The organism is Mariniflexile sp. (assembly GCF_052728615.1).
Window position 1 is genome coordinate 1 of sequence record NZ_JBFVFE010000029.1, and the last position, 16,664, is coordinate 16,664.

Annotated in this window: 17 protein-coding genes and 1 pseudogene; 8 read left to right on the forward strand and 10 right to left on the reverse strand. The window is 35.3% G+C overall.

Translation table 11 applies throughout. The annotated features are described in order from the left end of the window. Nucleotides 1-241 precede the first annotated feature (241 nt). Together ACU1LP_RS11740 and xrtF are read right to left on the reverse strand one after the other, a co-directional pair. Nucleotides 242-559 (reverse strand): annotated as a pseudogene (locus ACU1LP_RS11740) (exosortase F system-associated membrane protein); the annotation flags it as partial. Beyond that, complete coding sequence (xrtF, locus tag ACU1LP_RS11745) at nt 552-1,103, reverse strand: exosortase family protein XrtF (RefSeq protein WP_445736353.1); 552 nt, start codon at nt 1,101-1,103, stop codon at nt 552-554. The gene xrtF and the pseudogene ACU1LP_RS11740, both read right to left, overlap by 8 nt. 265 nt (nt 1,104-1,368) lie before the next feature. On the opposite strand from xrtF, the gene ACU1LP_RS11750 reads away from it, so the two are divergent. Next, nucleotides 1,369-1,824 (forward strand): GAF domain-containing protein, encoded by a 456-nt coding sequence (locus ACU1LP_RS11750; protein WP_445736354.1) that lies wholly within the window; start codon nt 1,369-1,371, stop codon nt 1,822-1,824. A gap of 286 nt (nt 1,825-2,110) precedes the next feature. Then, a complete protein-coding gene (purH, locus tag ACU1LP_RS11755; RefSeq protein WP_445733462.1) occupies nt 2,111-3,643 on the forward strand; it encodes a bifunctional phosphoribosylaminoimidazolecarboxamide formyltransferase/IMP cyclohydrolase in 1,533 nt (510 codons plus the stop codon). Between the two features lie 1,256 nt (nt 3,644-4,899). Here purH and ACU1LP_RS11760 read toward each other — a convergent pair. From ACU1LP_RS11760 to ACU1LP_RS11775, 4 genes are all read right to left on the reverse strand, one after another. Further along, nucleotides 4,900-5,787, reverse strand: coding sequence for a dienelactone hydrolase family protein (locus tag ACU1LP_RS11760; protein WP_445733461.1), 888 nt, complete (start codon nt 5,785-5,787; stop codon nt 4,900-4,902). A gap of 161 nt (nt 5,788-5,948) precedes the next feature. Next, a complete protein-coding gene (gene lysS, locus ACU1LP_RS11765) occupies nt 5,949-7,637 on the reverse strand; it encodes a lysine--tRNA ligase (protein WP_445733460.1) in 1,689 nt (562 codons plus the stop codon). 298 nt (nt 7,638-7,935) lie between these two features. Beyond that, entirely contained in the window at nt 7,936-8,373 is a 438-nt protein-coding gene (locus tag ACU1LP_RS11770) for a DUF1573 domain-containing protein (RefSeq protein ID WP_445733459.1), read from the reverse strand. A 133-nt stretch (nt 8,374-8,506) separates the two neighbouring features. Further along, on the reverse strand, nt 8,507-9,562 hold the full coding sequence (locus tag ACU1LP_RS11775) for a helix-turn-helix domain-containing protein (protein WP_445733458.1): 1,056 nt from the start codon (nt 9,560-9,562) through the stop codon (nt 8,507-8,509). Nucleotides 9,563-9,675: 113 nt separating this feature from the next. On the opposite strand from ACU1LP_RS11775, the gene ACU1LP_RS11780 reads away from it, so the two are divergent. The 6 genes from ACU1LP_RS11780 to ACU1LP_RS11805 all read left to right on the forward strand — a co-directional run bounded on the left by ACU1LP_RS11780 (nt 9,676) and on the right by ACU1LP_RS11805 (nt 12,244). Continuing rightward, on the forward strand, nt 9,676-9,834 hold the full coding sequence (locus ACU1LP_RS11780; RefSeq protein WP_445733457.1) for a YqaE/Pmp3 family membrane protein: 159 nt from the start codon (nt 9,676-9,678) through the stop codon (nt 9,832-9,834). 104 nt (nt 9,835-9,938) lie between these two features. Beyond that, nucleotides 9,939-10,640, forward strand: a complete 702-nt coding sequence (lipB, locus tag ACU1LP_RS11785; RefSeq protein WP_445733456.1) for a lipoyl(octanoyl) transferase LipB — start codon at nt 9,939-9,941, stop codon at nt 10,638-10,640. Nucleotides 10,641-10,747: 107 nt separating this feature from the next. Further along, the gene (locus tag ACU1LP_RS11790) at nt 10,748-11,026 is read left to right on the forward strand and encodes a hypothetical protein (RefSeq protein ID WP_445732656.1); all 279 of its coding nucleotides are present in this window, start codon (nt 10,748-10,750) and stop codon (nt 11,024-11,026) included. A 591-nt stretch (nt 11,027-11,617) separates the two neighbouring features. Continuing rightward, nucleotides 11,618-11,914 carry a nucleotidyltransferase family protein gene (locus ACU1LP_RS11795; RefSeq protein ID WP_445732655.1) on the forward strand — a complete coding sequence of 99 codons (297 nt, stop codon included), beginning with the start codon at nt 11,618-11,620 and terminating at the stop codon, nt 11,912-11,914. Then, on the forward strand, nt 11,886-12,104 hold the full coding sequence (locus ACU1LP_RS11800) for a HepT-like ribonuclease domain-containing protein (protein ID WP_445733455.1): 219 nt from the start codon (nt 11,886-11,888) through the stop codon (nt 12,102-12,104). The genes ACU1LP_RS11795 and ACU1LP_RS11800 overlap by 29 nt, the downstream gene beginning before the upstream one ends. 35 nt (nt 12,105-12,139) lie before the next feature. Further along, entirely contained in the window at nt 12,140-12,244 is a 105-nt protein-coding gene (locus ACU1LP_RS11805) for a hypothetical protein (protein ID WP_445736366.1), read from the forward strand. A 101-nt stretch (nt 12,245-12,345) separates the two neighbouring features. Here the strand turns inward: ACU1LP_RS11805 and ppk2 are convergent, their stop codons facing one another. The 4 genes from ppk2 to ACU1LP_RS11825 form a co-directional block, all read right to left on the reverse strand. Next, entirely contained in the window at nt 12,346-13,125 is a 780-nt protein-coding gene (gene ppk2 / locus ACU1LP_RS11810; protein ID WP_445733454.1) for a polyphosphate kinase 2, read from the reverse strand. A 129-nt stretch (nt 13,126-13,254) separates the two neighbouring features. Beyond that, on the reverse strand, nt 13,255-14,649 hold the full coding sequence (locus ACU1LP_RS11815; RefSeq protein WP_445736355.1) for a hypothetical protein: 1,395 nt from the start codon (nt 14,647-14,649) through the stop codon (nt 13,255-13,257). A gap of 81 nt (nt 14,650-14,730) precedes the next feature. Next, nucleotides 14,731-15,603 carry a T9SS type A sorting domain-containing protein gene (locus ACU1LP_RS11820; RefSeq protein WP_445733452.1) on the reverse strand — a complete coding sequence of 291 codons (873 nt, stop codon included), beginning with the start codon at nt 15,601-15,603 and terminating at the stop codon, nt 14,731-14,733. A gap of 11 nt (nt 15,604-15,614) precedes the next feature. Then, nucleotides 15,615-16,532, reverse strand: a complete 918-nt coding sequence (locus ACU1LP_RS11825; RefSeq protein ID WP_445733451.1) for a hemagglutinin protein — start codon at nt 16,530-16,532, stop codon at nt 15,615-15,617. Nucleotides 16,533-16,664 lie beyond the last annotated feature (132 nt).

A 16,664-nucleotide genomic window follows, 5' to 3' on the forward strand; every position in this document is an offset into this window, starting at 1 on the left:
AAAAATAAATCCATAGGATAATTACGCTCTGATGGCACTCTAAACCCCCTTTGAATACGCTGTATGTTAATCCTTATAAGAAAAATAAGGCAATAGTATTTGAATTAAAAAAATTAGCAAAAAAAATGACAGAAAAACACGGGTTCAATACAAAAAAAGTCAAAAAAATTATCCGAAAAGATTACTTTTACCACATAAAATAAATGTTTAAAATAGCAAATTAATCGCTTGCGGATTTAAGGTTAATTACAAAATATAAATAAATAGCAATTAAAATGATGAAAGCAATGGCATAAATAAATGCTGAAAATTTAATGATGCTCTTATCCATAAAAACTACATATAATATGCCCAATGATATAGCAGTGTTTATAAAATATCGCAATGAAGTAAATAATGTTACTTTAAATATTTCGCGTCTGGGGCTATCAATATATAGATAGTCATTTTGAAAGAATGTTAAATAGGGGTCGTAAAATAATTCGTCTTCAAAAACCCGGATTAAAATCAATAATCCGAACAATACAAAAAGCAACATGTATTTTACTGTGCTATCCATTATTGGTTTTTAGTTTAGAAAATCGGTTCACCCAAAAAACCCATAATAAAAACACCAAGCCATAAATTATAGCTGGAAAAATAACGGTATGAAAAATATCTTTTTGGTTAGGATAATGATACAGACCCGCAGTTAATAAAACAATACGCAATAAATTAACAGTATAAATCAACACACTGCCAGCAAGGATATAAAAAAACGTGGTTTTAAACTTAGCGGCAAACGCCACGATAAACGACACGAACAAAATAATAACACTAATTGAATTACAACCTTCAATAACACGCGCTAAATACCTGTCATTTATTATCAATTTCATTGATGGCTCGTTGGGATGCGGCACAACCTGTGCGTTATATCCAAAAGCATTTAATAACGCCTCACTTTGTTTAGCGACTACATGCGTTAAGTAATCAGGGTAAAATTTTGACCCGTCCGAAAACTGTAAATAAAATTTATACACCACAGACAAAGCAATATACACCAACAAAAAAGTAAGTATAAATTTGATGACCAATTTGTATTTTATAAAGAGTGTATTCAAAAAACTATAATCTATTTTTTAAGGTTAAAATTATCAGGGCAAACACTTTCAATAACTTAATAATCTTTGTGGAACTTTGTGTTATTGCACAGAGATTCACAAAGAAAGAACAGGATACACAAAGCAAAAAAGCTGTATTAAATAAAAGTGTTTATTAAAAGTTCTACAAGAAAATCTTGTAAAAGATTTTACCGTGTTAAAATTATACAAACCAAATATATAATTTACCCCTTTTTAAATACTTTTGCCAAAACTTTTGAATTTTATGATTTTTGAAAAACTAAAACCTAAAGTAGAAACCATAGTGCTAAACACTGAAAAACCAGTAAATGAGCGCCTTTTAGATATTTGCGAATTACTCGAAAAACATATTGGTTACTATAATTGGGTAGGATTCTATTTTAGAAACGGTAAAAAAGAAGAACTCATTTTAGGCCCTTATGTCGGCGCACCAACCGACCACACCATCATTCCTTTCGGAAAGGGTATTTGCGGGCAAGTAGCCGTTAGCAATCAAAATTTTGTGGTGCCAGATGTGAGTGCTCAAGATAATTATATTGCCTGTAGCTTTACCGTAAAAGCGGAAATTGTTATCCCTATTTTTGTGAATGGGGAAAATATTGGGCAGATTGACATCGATTCTAATACTCCAGACCCGTTTACTGAAAAAGACGAACGCTTTTTGGAGTTTGTTTGTGCGCAGGTGGCTGCTATACTTTAAAATGAAAAATTCCAAATCCCAAAAAAGCTAAATCCCAAAACTAAAGCGTCAAATTCCAAAAGACCTGTCAGGTTTTTAAAACCTGACAGATCTGAAACACAACCTGGTTACAAATCAATATTTCATTAAAAAATGATGTAAGCTTTTGGAATTTATATTTTGGAATTTTAAAAACCTTGTTGATAATTTTCCGATTTAGTTAAAAACTCCCCTTGTTTTTTATTTTATAAACCCTTGTGTTTTAGTTGAAATAACTACTTTTGCAACTTATTATTAGATTTAAAAAATGAGCAACGAAAAAACAGTAAAATCAGCATTAATTTCCGTATTTAGTAAAGACGGTTTAGAGCCTATTGTTAGAAAACTAAACCAGCAAGGTGTAACCATGTATTCTACTGGTGGCACCCAAACATTTATTAACGATTTAGGCATTGATGTGGTTCCTGTGGAAGAAGTAACATCCTACCCATCCATTCTTGGTGGACGTGTAAAAACATTGCATCCAAAAGTTTTTGGGGGTATTTTAAACAGACAAAATCATGCTGGAGATGTTGCGGAATTAGCGGAATATGAAATCCCACAAATTGATGTGGTTATTGTTGATTTATACCCGTTTGAAAAAACGGTGGCTTCGGGCGCCAGTGAACAAGATATTATTGAAAAAATTGACATCGGTGGTATTTCGTTGATTCGTGCGGCTGCCAAAAACTTTGCAGACGTTATTTGTGTGGCATCTGTGGCCGATTATGCGGAATTTTTAGATCTTATTTCGGCAAACAACGGAAGTATTTCTTTAGAAAACAGAAAGCGTTTTGCTGGAAAAGCTTTTAACATATCATCACATTATGACACGGCTATTTTTAACTACTTCAATAAAAACCATGAAGAAGCGGTTTTAAAAATCAGTGAAACCAATGGTAAAGTGTTGCGTTATGGTGAAAATCCACATCAAAAAGGATTTTTCTTTGGCGATTTTGATGCCATGTTCACCAAACTTCATGGTAAGGAATTGAGTTATAATAATTTATTGGATGTTGATGCTGCCGTTAACTTAATAAACGAGTTTAAAAACGATGCACCTACATTTGCCATTTTAAAACACAACAATGCCTGTGGTTTGGCACAAAGTACCACGTTGCACCAAGCATACAAAGATGCTTTGGCAGTAGATCCCGTATCTGCTTTTGGTGGTGTTTTAATCAGTAATGAAGAAATTGATAAAGCTACGGCGGAAGAAATCACCAGTCTGTTTTGTGAAGTTATCATTGCACCTTCTTACCATGCCGAAGCTTTGGGAATCCTTCAAGGTAAAAAGAACAGAATTATATTGGTGATCCATGAAGTTGAAATGCCTCAAACCAATATAAGAAGTTGTTTAAATGGTGTTTTGGTTCAAGATAGAAACACAGTTACCGATACTATTGAAGGGTTAACCTATGTTACCAACAGCAAACCATCAAAAAACGAGTTGGAAGATCTAATATTTGCTTCTAAAATCTGTAAGCATACCAAATCGAACACCATTGTTTTGGTTAAAAACAAACAATTGCTTGCTGCAGGTACGGGGCAAACCAGTCGTGTGGATGCATTGGAGCAAGCCATACATAAAGCAAAAACCTTTAATTTCGATTTGAATGGTGCTGCCATGGCGAGCGATGCGTTTTTTCCGTTTCCAGATTGCGTGGAAATTGCCAAAAATGCTGGTATTACTGCGGTTATTCAACCGGGTGGTTCGATTAAGGATCAGTTGAGCATTGATTATTGCAACGAGAACAACGTGGCGATGGTGATGACGGGGACGCGCCATTTTAAACACTAAAATTCCGCGCCTGCCGGCAGGAAAGTAGGAATCCCATCATCGATTATCACAAATTTTGGTGTTCTTGAATTTTAGCTGATGGTGGCGTTAGGGATTACTCATTGGCTAATATTTTTAAATTAAGGAAATCGTGAATGCTTTGCATCCTTTTTAAAACCAACACGAAAATAACATGGTGCTGAACTGGTAATGGGCACATGGCCAGGTCCTTCGCCCTACCATTGATAAGTGTTTTATGTATTTGATTTTCAAATATCACTCACATTTTAAGAACACCCCCTAAAATCCCCTCTAGGGGACCATCCATATTTTCAAATTTTCAGTTTCAAATTCAATTTAATTGCCAACAATATCGCTTGATAATTTTTTTTTGTCTGATACCTCGCAATGACGTTTTAAAAAGATTTAGCCCTTCAACTCCGCTCAGGATAAACTACAAGCCCGACCCCGAACAAGATTGCTCGGGAAAGGGGAACGCACTAAAATCATTCCCATTAGAGAACTGAAGCTAACTGTTGTGTTTTTTTGGAGATGTTAATTTGAAGTTGGTATTAATCTAAATAATTCCCCGACGTTCTGCGTCGGGGTTTCCGATTATGCTTCCCCTTTGGGAAGGTCGGAATTGCCTTTTCACAATTCTGGGTGGGCCAAAATGATCCCGACAATCATTGGGACGGCGAAATACTTCTATGTCCCGATAGCTATCGGGACTGCCTCGAGGATAGTCGGTTTCAAGAAATTTTTTATTTCTTGAATTAAAAATTTCAAAATGATGCGTAAATACTATGCTTGGTTTGTCCGGGCCATTTTTAAACGACAACTAAACAATTTGATTTTTTTAGAATTCTTGATAAGCTTTATTTTTTTGTATAAATTTAAAAAGCTAGCCCAAAAGTCTGACAATAATTAAAAAAAGCCTAAAAAGCACATGTTGATGCACTACAAATATTTTAACCGGACAACAATGAAAAAATGGCTTTTAGGTTTATAAGGGAGCTGATTTCTTAAAAACATTAACGTTTATGGCCGTTAAATCTTAATGAAAATGTAAAATTTGGGTTTGTTGTGTTAAACATTTCTAAATAGATTTTAATACTTAAAAATAAATACGTCAATTTGTACTCATATTAGTTTTAAGCATATAAATATAGAATCTTGCTTTTAATAGTAAGATTATTATATATGGTTAGTTAGTTTAGTTGGTTAGTTAGTAAAAACCCGGTAATTTAAAATTACCGGGTTTTTTATTTTGAACATTACTTCAACTTTTCCTTAAAAAAAGCAATAGTGCGAGTCCATGACAAGGTTGCTGCGGCTTCATCGTACCTAGGGGTTGTATTGTTATGGAAACCGTGGTTTACTTCTGGGTAAAAATAAACAATGTATTCTTTATCATACTTTTTTAATGCGGCTTCATAAGCTGGCCAACCTTCATTGACTCTTTGGTCCAACCCTGCATAATGAAGCATTAATGGGGCATTTATTTTTGAAGTTTCTTCTTCGGTGGGTTGGCTACCGTAATAAGGTACCGCTGCGGATAGTTCTGGAATGCGTACTGCCATCATATTAGAGATCCATCCTCCAAAACAAAAACCAACCACCCCAATTTTACCGTTGCAATCTTTATGGGACTTGAGGTATTCAAAAGCTGCAATAAAATCTTCAAGCATCCCATATTTATCACGTTTTTGTTGCAAAGCCCTGCCTTCATCATCATTGCCAGGATAGCCTCCCAAAGGCGAAAGGGCATCTGGTGCCAAGGTAATAAACCCTTCAACAGCAGCACGTCTTCCAACATCTTCTATATAAGGATTCAGACCTCTGTTTTCATGTACTACAACAATGCTAGGTAATTTTACCTCCATTTTTTTCGGTTTTGAAAGTAATCCACGAATAGCACCTCCGCCTTTTGGTGATTGGTAAGTGATATAATCTGATTGTAATCTGGAATCGTTAGGTTTAATAATAATGGAATCAATGTAATTGGGCATTATAAAACTTAGAAGCGATGGGATGGTAATGCCTCCAATAGCGTACAAAGAAAGTTTCTCAAGAAATTGCCTTCTATCTACTTTGTTATGGGCGTAATCATCATATAGATCAAAAACGTCCTGACTGATGTCTTCTTTACTGAGCTTTTTCATGGGAATACATTTTATATCAAATTAGCATTTAAATTTCGAATTAGAAGTTAGCTTGGTTAAATTACAAATTATTGAAGACACCATCAAATAAAAAAGAGAACCACATGGTGATTCTCTTTTTAATGATATACTGTAATCTCGCTTTCGCGGAAATTTATATACTAAACCATCTCAACAACCAAATCATCATCCGTTTTAGTAACGTTTGCCAATTTATGTTTGGTTAAGCCTTTAATGCCTTTGTCCCAAGCTTTGTTGCTTAAACCAGATTGCGATTTCAATTCGATTAAAGACATGCTTTTTTGGGATTTCAAAATTTCAAATATGGCTTTTTCGGCGTCACTTAATTCCACTGCTTTTTTCTCTGGGCGCATTTGTGGGAAAAACAATACTTCTTGAATGGATTGATTGTTGGTTAAAAACATAATCAACCGGTCCATACCAATTCCCATCCCTGATGTTGGGGGCATACCATATTCCAAAGCACGTAAAAAGTCGTAATCGATAGTGCCTGTAGCTTCGTCATCACCTTTTTTTGCCAGTTCCATTTGGTGTTCAAAACGCTCGCGTTGGTCTATGGGGTCGTTTAATTCAGAATAGGCATTGGCAATTTCCTTTCCGCAAACCATCAACTCAAAACGCTCTGTTAATTCTGGGTTTTCACGATGTTCCTTGCACAACGGACTCATCTCTTTTGGGTAATCAATAATGTAAGTAGGCTGTATGTAGTTGCCCTCACATTTTTCTCCAAAAATTTCATCAATCAATTTTCCTTTTCCCATGGTACCATCTACTTCAATACCCATGCTTTTTGCAGCAGTTCTTATTTCGTTTTCAGTTTTTCCTGCAATATCAAAACCTGTAAACTGTTTTATGGAATCTGCCATAGTAACTCGGGCATACGGCGCTTTAAAATCTATGTCGTGTTTGCCAAAAGTCGCTTTTGTAGTGCCGTTAACCGCTATGGCGCAATGCTCTAACAAACGCTCACAAAACTCCATCATCCAGTTATAATCTTTGTACGCCACATAAATTTCCATGGCGGTAAACTCTGGGTTGTGGGTTCGGTCCATGCCCTCGTTTCTAAAGTTTTTGGAAAACTCGTAAACGCCATCAAAACCACCAACAATCAATCGTTTTAAATACAATTCATTGGCAATTCGCAAATATAAAGGAATATCCAAAGCGTTATGGTGTGTTGAAAACGGACGCGCCGCAGCACCACCAGCAATAGGTTGCAAAACAGGGGTTTCTACCTCAAAATACCCCGCATCATTAAAAAACTGACGCATGGCATTGAATAATTTGGTACGCTTTACAAATACGTTTTTAACGTGTGGGTTTACCACCAAATCGGCATAGCGCTGTCTGTAACGTTGTTCTGGGTCGGTAAAGGCGTCAAACACCACACCATCTTTTTCTTTAGGTAGGGGCAACGGTTTTAAGGCTTTGCTTAATAAGGTAAAGTCTTTGACACGCACACTTTTTTCACCAACTTGGGTGGTAAAGAGTTCGCCTTCAATCCCAACAAAATCTCCAAAATCCAAGAGTTTTTTAAAAATCCCGTTGTATTTTTCTTTATCGTCGCCAGGGCAAATTTCATCACGGTTAAAATACACTTGTATTTTTCCATCAGCATCTTGTAAATCGGCAAAACTCGCTTTTCCTTGCACCTTAACCATCATCAAGCGTCCAGCAATAACCACCTTTTTACCGGCTTCAAATTGATCCTTTATTTGTTTTGAAGTATGTGTTACAGGGTATAAATCTGCTGGATATGGGTTAACACCCAATTCGCGCAATCTTGCTAATTTTTCTCTCCTTACTAATTCTTGTTCTGAAAGCTGCATGCTAATTTATTTTGAATGCTGTCTTTTGCGACAGATGCATGCAAAATTACATTATTTTCAAAAAATTAGCATACAACTTATTAGTAGATTTTTTTAAGTACATGACAAAAAATTAGATTGACCTTCTGTAAATGGTACTAATCCCACTGAAATTGAGACCTGTCAGGTTTTTAAAACCTGACAGGTCTGGAACACATGAGATTATTAAACTGCTGACAATTAGTTATATAACATTTATTTTTCAATTTTTGTCATGTACTTATTAGATTTTTATAATATGATAAAAGCCTCTTAGAAATTAGTTTGATGCTGGTTCAGGAGCTAAAACTTCGCCTTTAATTCGCAATACTTTACTGGCTTCGGATGCATTGGAGATTACCGTGATGGTTTTTTTGAAAGCCCCAATCCTGTTGGTTGCGTATTTTACTTTAATATCGCTAGATTCTCCAGGAAGAATGGGTGTTTTAGAATATGATGGCACGGTACAACCACAAGACGTGTTTACTGCAGAAATAACAATAGGCGATTTACCTGTATTGGTAAATGTAAAAGTACGTTCGCCATCGGCGTTTTGTTGAATGGTGCCATAATCTATTTCATCCGTTTTAAAAGATAATACGCCCGCATTTGGATTACTCGCAACTTCTTGCGAGAAATTTGTAGCGTAAACAAATAAGCAAACAACTAATAAGAATTTTGATTTTGCAGTTTGTAATGTGTTCACTGAAAAATTCATAATGTTTTGGGTTTTTAATACTGAAACTAGTTCAGCACGGGTTAATAATGGAGCAAACATCATGAAAATATGGGAAAGATTGCTAAAATTTGAGGTTGATATAGGTACTAGTACCTAGGTTTAATTTTATTAACTAGCTGTTGAACAGCGATTTAATAGCCTCCCGAGATTGCACATTTAGTTTTTTATAGATGTTATTTACATGGGTTTTTACGGTACTCAAACTAACAAAAAGGGCATCGGCAATTTCTTTATTCGATTTTTCTTCCAATAAGAGGTTCAGAATATTCTGTTCTTGCTTGGTAAGTTGCTCCTTGGCTTTGTTGACGGTTACGGTTTGTTGCTTTTTTAGTGAAAACCAAAACCAGAAATTACCCATTAAAGACACTGCCAAAAGTGGATAAAGCACATAATTCCAACTGAAACCCATACCGGTGTCCTTATTAATTATAAATTCATCTGAAGTCAATTCTGCCTTATATTGTTTGGTGTAAGGAGAATTTGGGTATGTTTCATTTAACCGATTCAGTAAATTATCATAGTAAGTATTGTCCATAAGATCTTCCAAATAATGTTCGTGAAGGTCGTTTCTTCTATCCGATAAAAATGAATAGATATAAAGTTCGGCGATAGGTTCGTTCAGCTTTTCACCAAAATCCTGTAATGTTTTAAACCATTTTTTGTTATTGAGTTTCCGGTTCGCCTCACTTCGGTATTGGCTAAAGGCAAATTTCATCTCTTCCCTTATAGAATCAATTTTAACAAAAACATTGGATTTTTCGTTGCTGGAGTTTATATCGCAAAACATTTGTTTGTCAAACGTAAACGGAAATTCTATGGAATCGGTGTTTTTTGCTATAAAAATCACTTCTTTACTATCATCGCAATTACCATCAAAATGATTTTGGTTTTGTGCATCATCAAAACAATTATCAACATGGATTCTGTAAATTCTATTTTCATTTTCAAGCTGATTTCCTGTAAATTTAAAATACCCCAAGCTATCGGTGCTTGTTTTGGCAATGATTTGTTCAGAATAAACGCCTGACATTTTTCGGTAATCCTCAATAATGGAGAGGTACACATTATTGTGCCATTGGGTATTATCTACGTGCCCCGTAAAACGATACTGCGCTCTAACAGAAAATGCGGTCAGCGCAAAAAACAATAAAATTAAGTTTGTTTTCATGGCACTAATCTACTATAATTTATTCTAAATTTAAACGATTGTTTTCAAAAGTATTTGTAACAAAAGGCATTAAATAACGTCGTATAAGCAATCATCAATTAAAAAATCAAACCATGGGTTTCTGGAGAGTTTTACTGTCTATAATATGTCCGCCTTTAGCCGTTATCGATAAAGGTTGTGGCTCTATTATTATTGTTTTCCTACTATGGCTTTTCGGCTGGGTGCCAGGAGTTATTGCAGCATTAGTGATAATTAATAATCCTAAAAGGTAGTTTTCATTCGCAGTCGCAGTCGCAGTCTCAGTAAACAGTTGCAGTAAAACAAATCTTTGCGACTTTGCAGCTTTGCGAGCATAAAAAATGTAATTTTGCACCCTATGAATAAGCAAATAGAACTGCAAGATTTAGGACTAAAAGATTATAAACAAACTTGGGATTACCAAGAGCAGTTGTTTAAAGGTATTGTAGATACCAAGATTAAGAACCGAAAGGAAACTACCCAACTTAAAACCAATAATTACTTTCTGTTTGTAGAGCATCCGCATGTATATACGTTGGGTAAAAGTGGTGATTTGTCCAATCTGCTGTTAAGCGAAAAGCAACTCACCGAAAAAGGTGCAACCTTTTATAAAATTAATCGCGGTGGCGATATTACGTATCATGGTCCTGGGCAAATTGTAGGCTATCCCATTTTAGATCTGGAAAACTTTTTTACCGATATACACAAATACCTGCGTTTTTTAGAGGAAATAATCATTTTAACCTTGGCTGAATATGGTTTAAAAGCCGAAAGAAGCCCCGGTGAAACAGGTGTTTGGTTAGATGTGGGCACCCCGTTTGCACGTAAAATTTGCGCTATGGGCGTTCGTGCCAGTCGCTGGGTTACCATGCACGGGTTTGCACTAAACGTGAATGCCAATTTGGGGTATTTTGATAATATTATACCCTGCGGCATTCGGGGGAAAGCGGTTACTTCTTTAAATGTGGAATTAGGTATTAAAACTATTTCGGTTGAAGCCGTAAAAGGAAAATTGTTAAAGCATTTTAGTGTGCTTTTTTGTGCCGAATTTTTAAATTAGTTCGTTTAACTACAAGGATATGAAATGTTTAATGTTTTATATCCGAAGTTGGCATTCATTCAACAGAACGAGAAATTTCGAGAAAAATAGAAGTAAATATATTAGAAATGAAACCTGGTAAAAATGATATAAAGGCAGAAATTAAATTTGAAACTGACGAACTGGAACTGTTGCAAGAAAACACTTGGCAGATGGCTGAATCATTTGGACTAGACAGGCGTATTGATAACTTGACAGGAAAAAGAAAAGTTGGTTTTTACAGTTGGGATTTGGACTGTTTAGAATGTGTCGTTTCAGATTTGCAAAAATCTCCCAAAGACAAGGAAGTTGCAGATAGAATTGCAAGGAAAATAGAAGAAAGCTATATGTTTATTAAAGGAAAATAAAATGATTGATAATATATTGACTATTTCAAAAATAGGAATATGAAGCGTTTTTACTGTAAAAAAATATGACTCAGAAATCTTAGACGAGGATTTAAGCAGAATATTATTTATTCGGAATTATATAGAAGAATGCTCACTATATGTAAAAGAGACCAGTAAAGGTGTATATGCAGGAGAATATTTCACTGAATTAAAAAAATATGCTCTTGAATTGTTTTTGATACAATGTGAAGACGAAATACCTGATGAAGAAAAGAATAGTGAAGATTTTAATCTTGAAGCTCATCAAAAAAAAGATGCAGATTATTTTAACTACACCCATGACAATCTGAAATACCTTGAATAAGGGTGGATTTACAAGAATCAAGATGAAAAAGAACGAAATGTCAACAATGTGTATAATTCATAAGGGTTCCAGAGGTTTTCGAGCGTTATCACACGCATCAATTTTTGGTGGTAACTTGATAGGCTTGAAGACCTAAATCCCTTACGAAATCATACACTCAACGTTGCGGCAAATGCAAAAGCAACCAACGAAATTTAAAATAGTGAAAGCCATTAAACATTTTATTATATTTGAAATAAAAGATTATGGAAGAAATAAACAAACATATAGAGCAAATAAAAAAACTTTGCGAAGCGAATGGAGTTAAATCTCTTTTCGCATTCGGCTCGGTACTTAAAAACAAATTACTACCAAACAGCGACATTGATTTACTCGTAGATATTGACGACCAAGACCCTCTTACCTATTCTGACAAATATTTCGACCTGAAATTCAACCTAGAAAAGATTTTTGACCGTAAAATCGACCTTTTGGAGTTGCGAGCATTGAAGAACAGGTTCTTAAAAAAGGAGATTGACCGGACTAAACTCCAAATATATTGAGAATGAAATCAACACTTGGCTTGAGGACATAAATCAAGCCATTGAAGAGATAAAACTATTCCTTCCCGAAAAGAGAAACTATTTGGAATTTGAAAAAGACCTGAAAGGAAAACGTGCAATTGAACGGAGTTTAGAAATAATAGGAGAGGCTGTAAGTAGGATTTTAAGGCCAAAGCTGATTTTCCCATAACAAACGTCAAAAAAATTGTTGACACCCGAAATAGAATTAGCTACGGTTACGATTCTGTGTCGGATGCTGTTGTTTGGGGCATAATAGTTAGGGATTTGGACAAACTACAAGCGGAAGTGAAAAATTTACTCAACGAATAAGCACTTACCACAAAAGACCGTTAAAGAAAAAGACCGTTAAAGAATTTATAATTTTTTTTCTGATAAAGTCAAGTTATAATTTTTTTTGATACTATTCTTTATCAATACTTCTCCGGCACAAAAGTCTGATAGTCCATGGGTGGGCGGATATAGTCCTTATCATGTGGTAATTCGGGAAGTTCTATGGGTTTTAAATCCATTTTTTCATGCGGAATCTGACTTAAAACATGACTGATGCAATTTAATCGGGCTCTTTTTTTGTCATCTGAATTCACCACATACCACGGTACTTGTTTGGTGTCGGTAAAAGCAAACATATCATCTTTTGCTTTGGAGTATTCCATCCATCTGGCGCGCGACTCTAAATCCATGGGGCTGAATTTCCAACGTTTTACGGGGTTTTTAATTCGGTTTTTAAAACGTTTTTCCTGTTCTTCATCACTCACCGAAAACCAATATTTTAATAATATAATGCCCGATCTAACAAGCATTCGTTCAAATTCAGGACACGAACGCAAAAACTCTTTGTATTCTTTATCGGTACAAAAACCCATCACTTTTTCAACACCCGCTCGGTTGTACCAACTTCTATCAAAAAGAATAATTTCGCCAGCAGCGGGCAAATACTTTACATAGCGTTGAAAGTACCATTGCGTTTTTTCTTTCTCGGTTGGCACACCCAAAGCCACCACTTTACATACACGCGGATTTAAAGGTTCTGTAAACCGTTTTATGGTGCCGCCTTTTCCAGAGGCATCTCTACCTTCAAAAACAATAACCACTTTTAGCCCTTGTTTTTTTATCCACTCTTGAAGATGCACGAGGTGTGTGTGAAGTTTAGATAGTTCTTCTTCGTAATTAAATGAATTGTTTTCTCCCATTCTCAAATTTAAGAATAAAACGTTTACAATATATTCATTACAAAAAATTAAAAGGGTTTTACAATAAATTTAGATTGAATCTAACTAAATTTCTACATTAAAGAACACTTTCGTTGTCTTGACCGCTTCCTAACCATTTTGATTCAGAAAATCTGAGATTTGTTTATGGATTGCTGGGATTTTATTTGTAGGGTTTTGCGTACCAATACCGACATTGCCATTTGCAGCAACCGTTAGTTTAGGGCTGGCGGAAGTCACCAAATGAACCTTACCTGTAGTATTACCTCCTCCTGTTCCAAAATCCATATCATCATTACCAGTATATATCCCTGAATAGCCTTTGTAGCCACCAGCAGAATTGTATGATATGTAATTATTAGTGCTAGTTGTTGTTAATCGAAAAGGATTTCCAGATGTTGATGAAATCTCTTGGCTCCCATTAATACGTAAAAAATCTGTATCAAATTCACCGTAGATTAATGGTGTTAGAGAACTTGAGTTTTCTATATATAGGCGATTGCTATTTAGTTCTTTACTTCCTGCGTTATATCCAATAAATATTCCAGAAGATTTTTCGTGTGTTGTACTACCTCCGGCTTGAGTGTCACTTCCAGCACTATATCCTAAAAACACATTATTACTACCTATTACTTTTCTGCCAGCATTATTTCCTATTGCAATATTATAACCTCCTGAAATATTGCTTGAAAGCGTATTAACGCCTATTGCTACGTTACCATCTCCATCAATATTATCAATAAGGGTATTGTAACCTGTTGCGGTATTATAGGATCCTGTTGTGTTAGATTTAAGTGAGCTTTTACCATTTGCTGTATTATAGAATCCTGTATTATTAGATAAAAGCGCTTGATAACCAATTGCAGTATTATGAGACCCAAATAATGCACTGGTTTCAGATCCAGCGTTGTTTAAAAGCGCTTGATAACCGAATGCTGTATTGAAATCCCCAATTAAATTGTTTTTTAAGACTTCATAACCGATTCCAACATTTGCATTATTTGTACTGTCATCATTTAATCCTGCATTTTTGCCAATAAATAATGAAGAACCGTCGTTGGTACCATCATTATCAGATTTTCCATCTATTAAATCGTTAATCTCTTTTACAGCTCCTTCAACATTTTGTGCATTCAAAGCATAAGGCACGGTCTTAAATTCGGTAGTGTCAAGATTAATCAAATTATCAAGACCACCGTCGATATCGATCTCTGTTTTTAAGGAGGTGATTTTGCTCCAGTCTATTGCCCCAAAGGTGCCTGTTGTTGGTGTACCTTCACCAATGTTAAGTATAACAATACCATTGGCATCGGTGGAGGATGTTGTATGGGTTTCAACATATTTTGTTACAGCATCTTCAAGAACTGTGAATTGTACACCAATAGTTTGATTGGCAACAATATTACCGCTACCATCTTTAATAACGGCTTTGTAATTAATACCTTGTTGGGCGAAACTTGAAATTGTGATTAATAGGGCAACGATTAATGTTATTGACTTTTTCATGATTTTTTGATTTTAAAAAAGGGAAATAAATTAAGAAAAGCCTAAGTATTTCCCTTTTAAGTTGATTAATAGCAAACCAAATTATTCAATGATTATTTTTTTGGTAACAAATCCAGAATCATTAGTAATGCTCAAGAAATAAATTCCAGCTTGATAGTTTCTAAGCTGTAATTCATTTTTACCTTGATTTAAACTTCCTGTATTCACAATTTTCCCGAATATATCTATAACTCTGTACTTGCTTTTTATATTTACACCAACATATAGTAAACCTTCTGTTGGGTTTGGATATACCGATAGCACATTGGGCAATTCAGATGGTTCTGTTGATAAGGTAGCACCACCACTTTCAAACAAGGCATCGTTAAATTGTGTTCCGGGAAAACCAGCACAGTCATCAAAACCAACGCCACCAGTAGAAGGTCCACAAGCTGTAAAAAACTGATCTCGAGATTTGTCCACTCCAGGAGGTTGCGTTTCATTGTCTTCAAAAGCGACCATAGGGAGTTGTCCTGAATCTGTAAATTGCATTTTTATATGAAATAGTTTTGAAGGCGTAGAGGTTACATTATCCACCATGGATCCAGAACTTATTCCTTGCTGATAGGCAAATGAAAATCGTGTATTCGTATTATCATTGGTAATAAAATCGGAGTAATAAGGGAATCCGTTTACTTGACCTAAAATATATCCGGCAGGATACGTAATTTCAAGTCCACCTCCAGTATGTATGCTATTGCCAAAAGCTGATGGATTATAATTAATATAAACCTGACCTATTCCCAGTTTAAAATCTGCTTGTCCTTCAACCGCAGCAATCATAATATCAGCTTCATAAAAGTCAAAACTGGCATCATTGGTTATTTGCGCATTAGTAAAAGTAAATTCAATATTCTGAGCATTCAAGCTCAAAGTTATCATCAATAATATTAAAAATGTAATTTTAGTCTTCATGTCTTTGTTTTTTAGTTTGTTAATTTTCTTCTTGGTGCTATAATTATTGGTATAGGCTTAGTGTTTTCTGAACGCCCTGCCTGACTTCCTAGTCCTAGGTTTGGTAATAAAACGCTTATATCTGTATTTTGAACCTGAGCATTCATATCCAGATCTGCAAAGGAGTAAGATGATATTCCTAATGAAGGCAACATGCCAGTCAGATCGGAATTCTGGACTTGACCATTCCCATCAAAATCACCTAAACTCAGTGCGAAATTACCATCGCCCAAATTTGTTATTGCGTTGGCACCTCCAGCTATTAATGCACTATCTCCAGTTAAATCGATACTTTGGGTGCCTCCAGTTAAACTTATGGTATTTGCAGATCGGATTCCAAGATGATTACGATGGGCTAATACAATATAATAGTTACCTGTAGGGATGTTTAAAGTTAAAGCCGATACGCCATCAACATCTACCACATTGCCATTGGCTTGTAAAAGGGCAGAGGTAGAAGTAATAACCGTTATGCCATCGCTACTATCTCGTATCTCTAGCCAAACCCAATCTATAATAGCATTGTTGCCTGTTACATCAAATATGGATTGAGCGCAGGTTTTTGCATCAATATAAGGACTTGTGGTAGGAAGGATACTTGAATTTCTCAGTCCGTCAAGCATGGTGCCAGCAGTATTATAGGGCCCTTCTAAAAATATTTTGGGATCTATTTTTATAATGAGCTGCTGCGGATTTATAAAGCCTTCAGAAACCGAAAGTGTTGCATTGCTGTATTCTTGTACATTCACTTCGCCAATAGTGTAGAGTATTTGAATGCCACCAGCACTTGCCGAAGCGCCGCCACTATCGATGCTGAATTTTTCGATGGATTGAGAACTACTTAAAAAACCTATAAGTAATGCTGTTAGAAATGTGAGTCTTGTTTTCATATCTTTTGATTTTTTTTGAAATCATTAAAAAGGTTAAACTTTCTGTTACTAAATTACTGTCAATACTTTACATGATATATTACTTATGTAACAAATGATATAACAGATGTAACACAAGCTCTATTTTAGTTG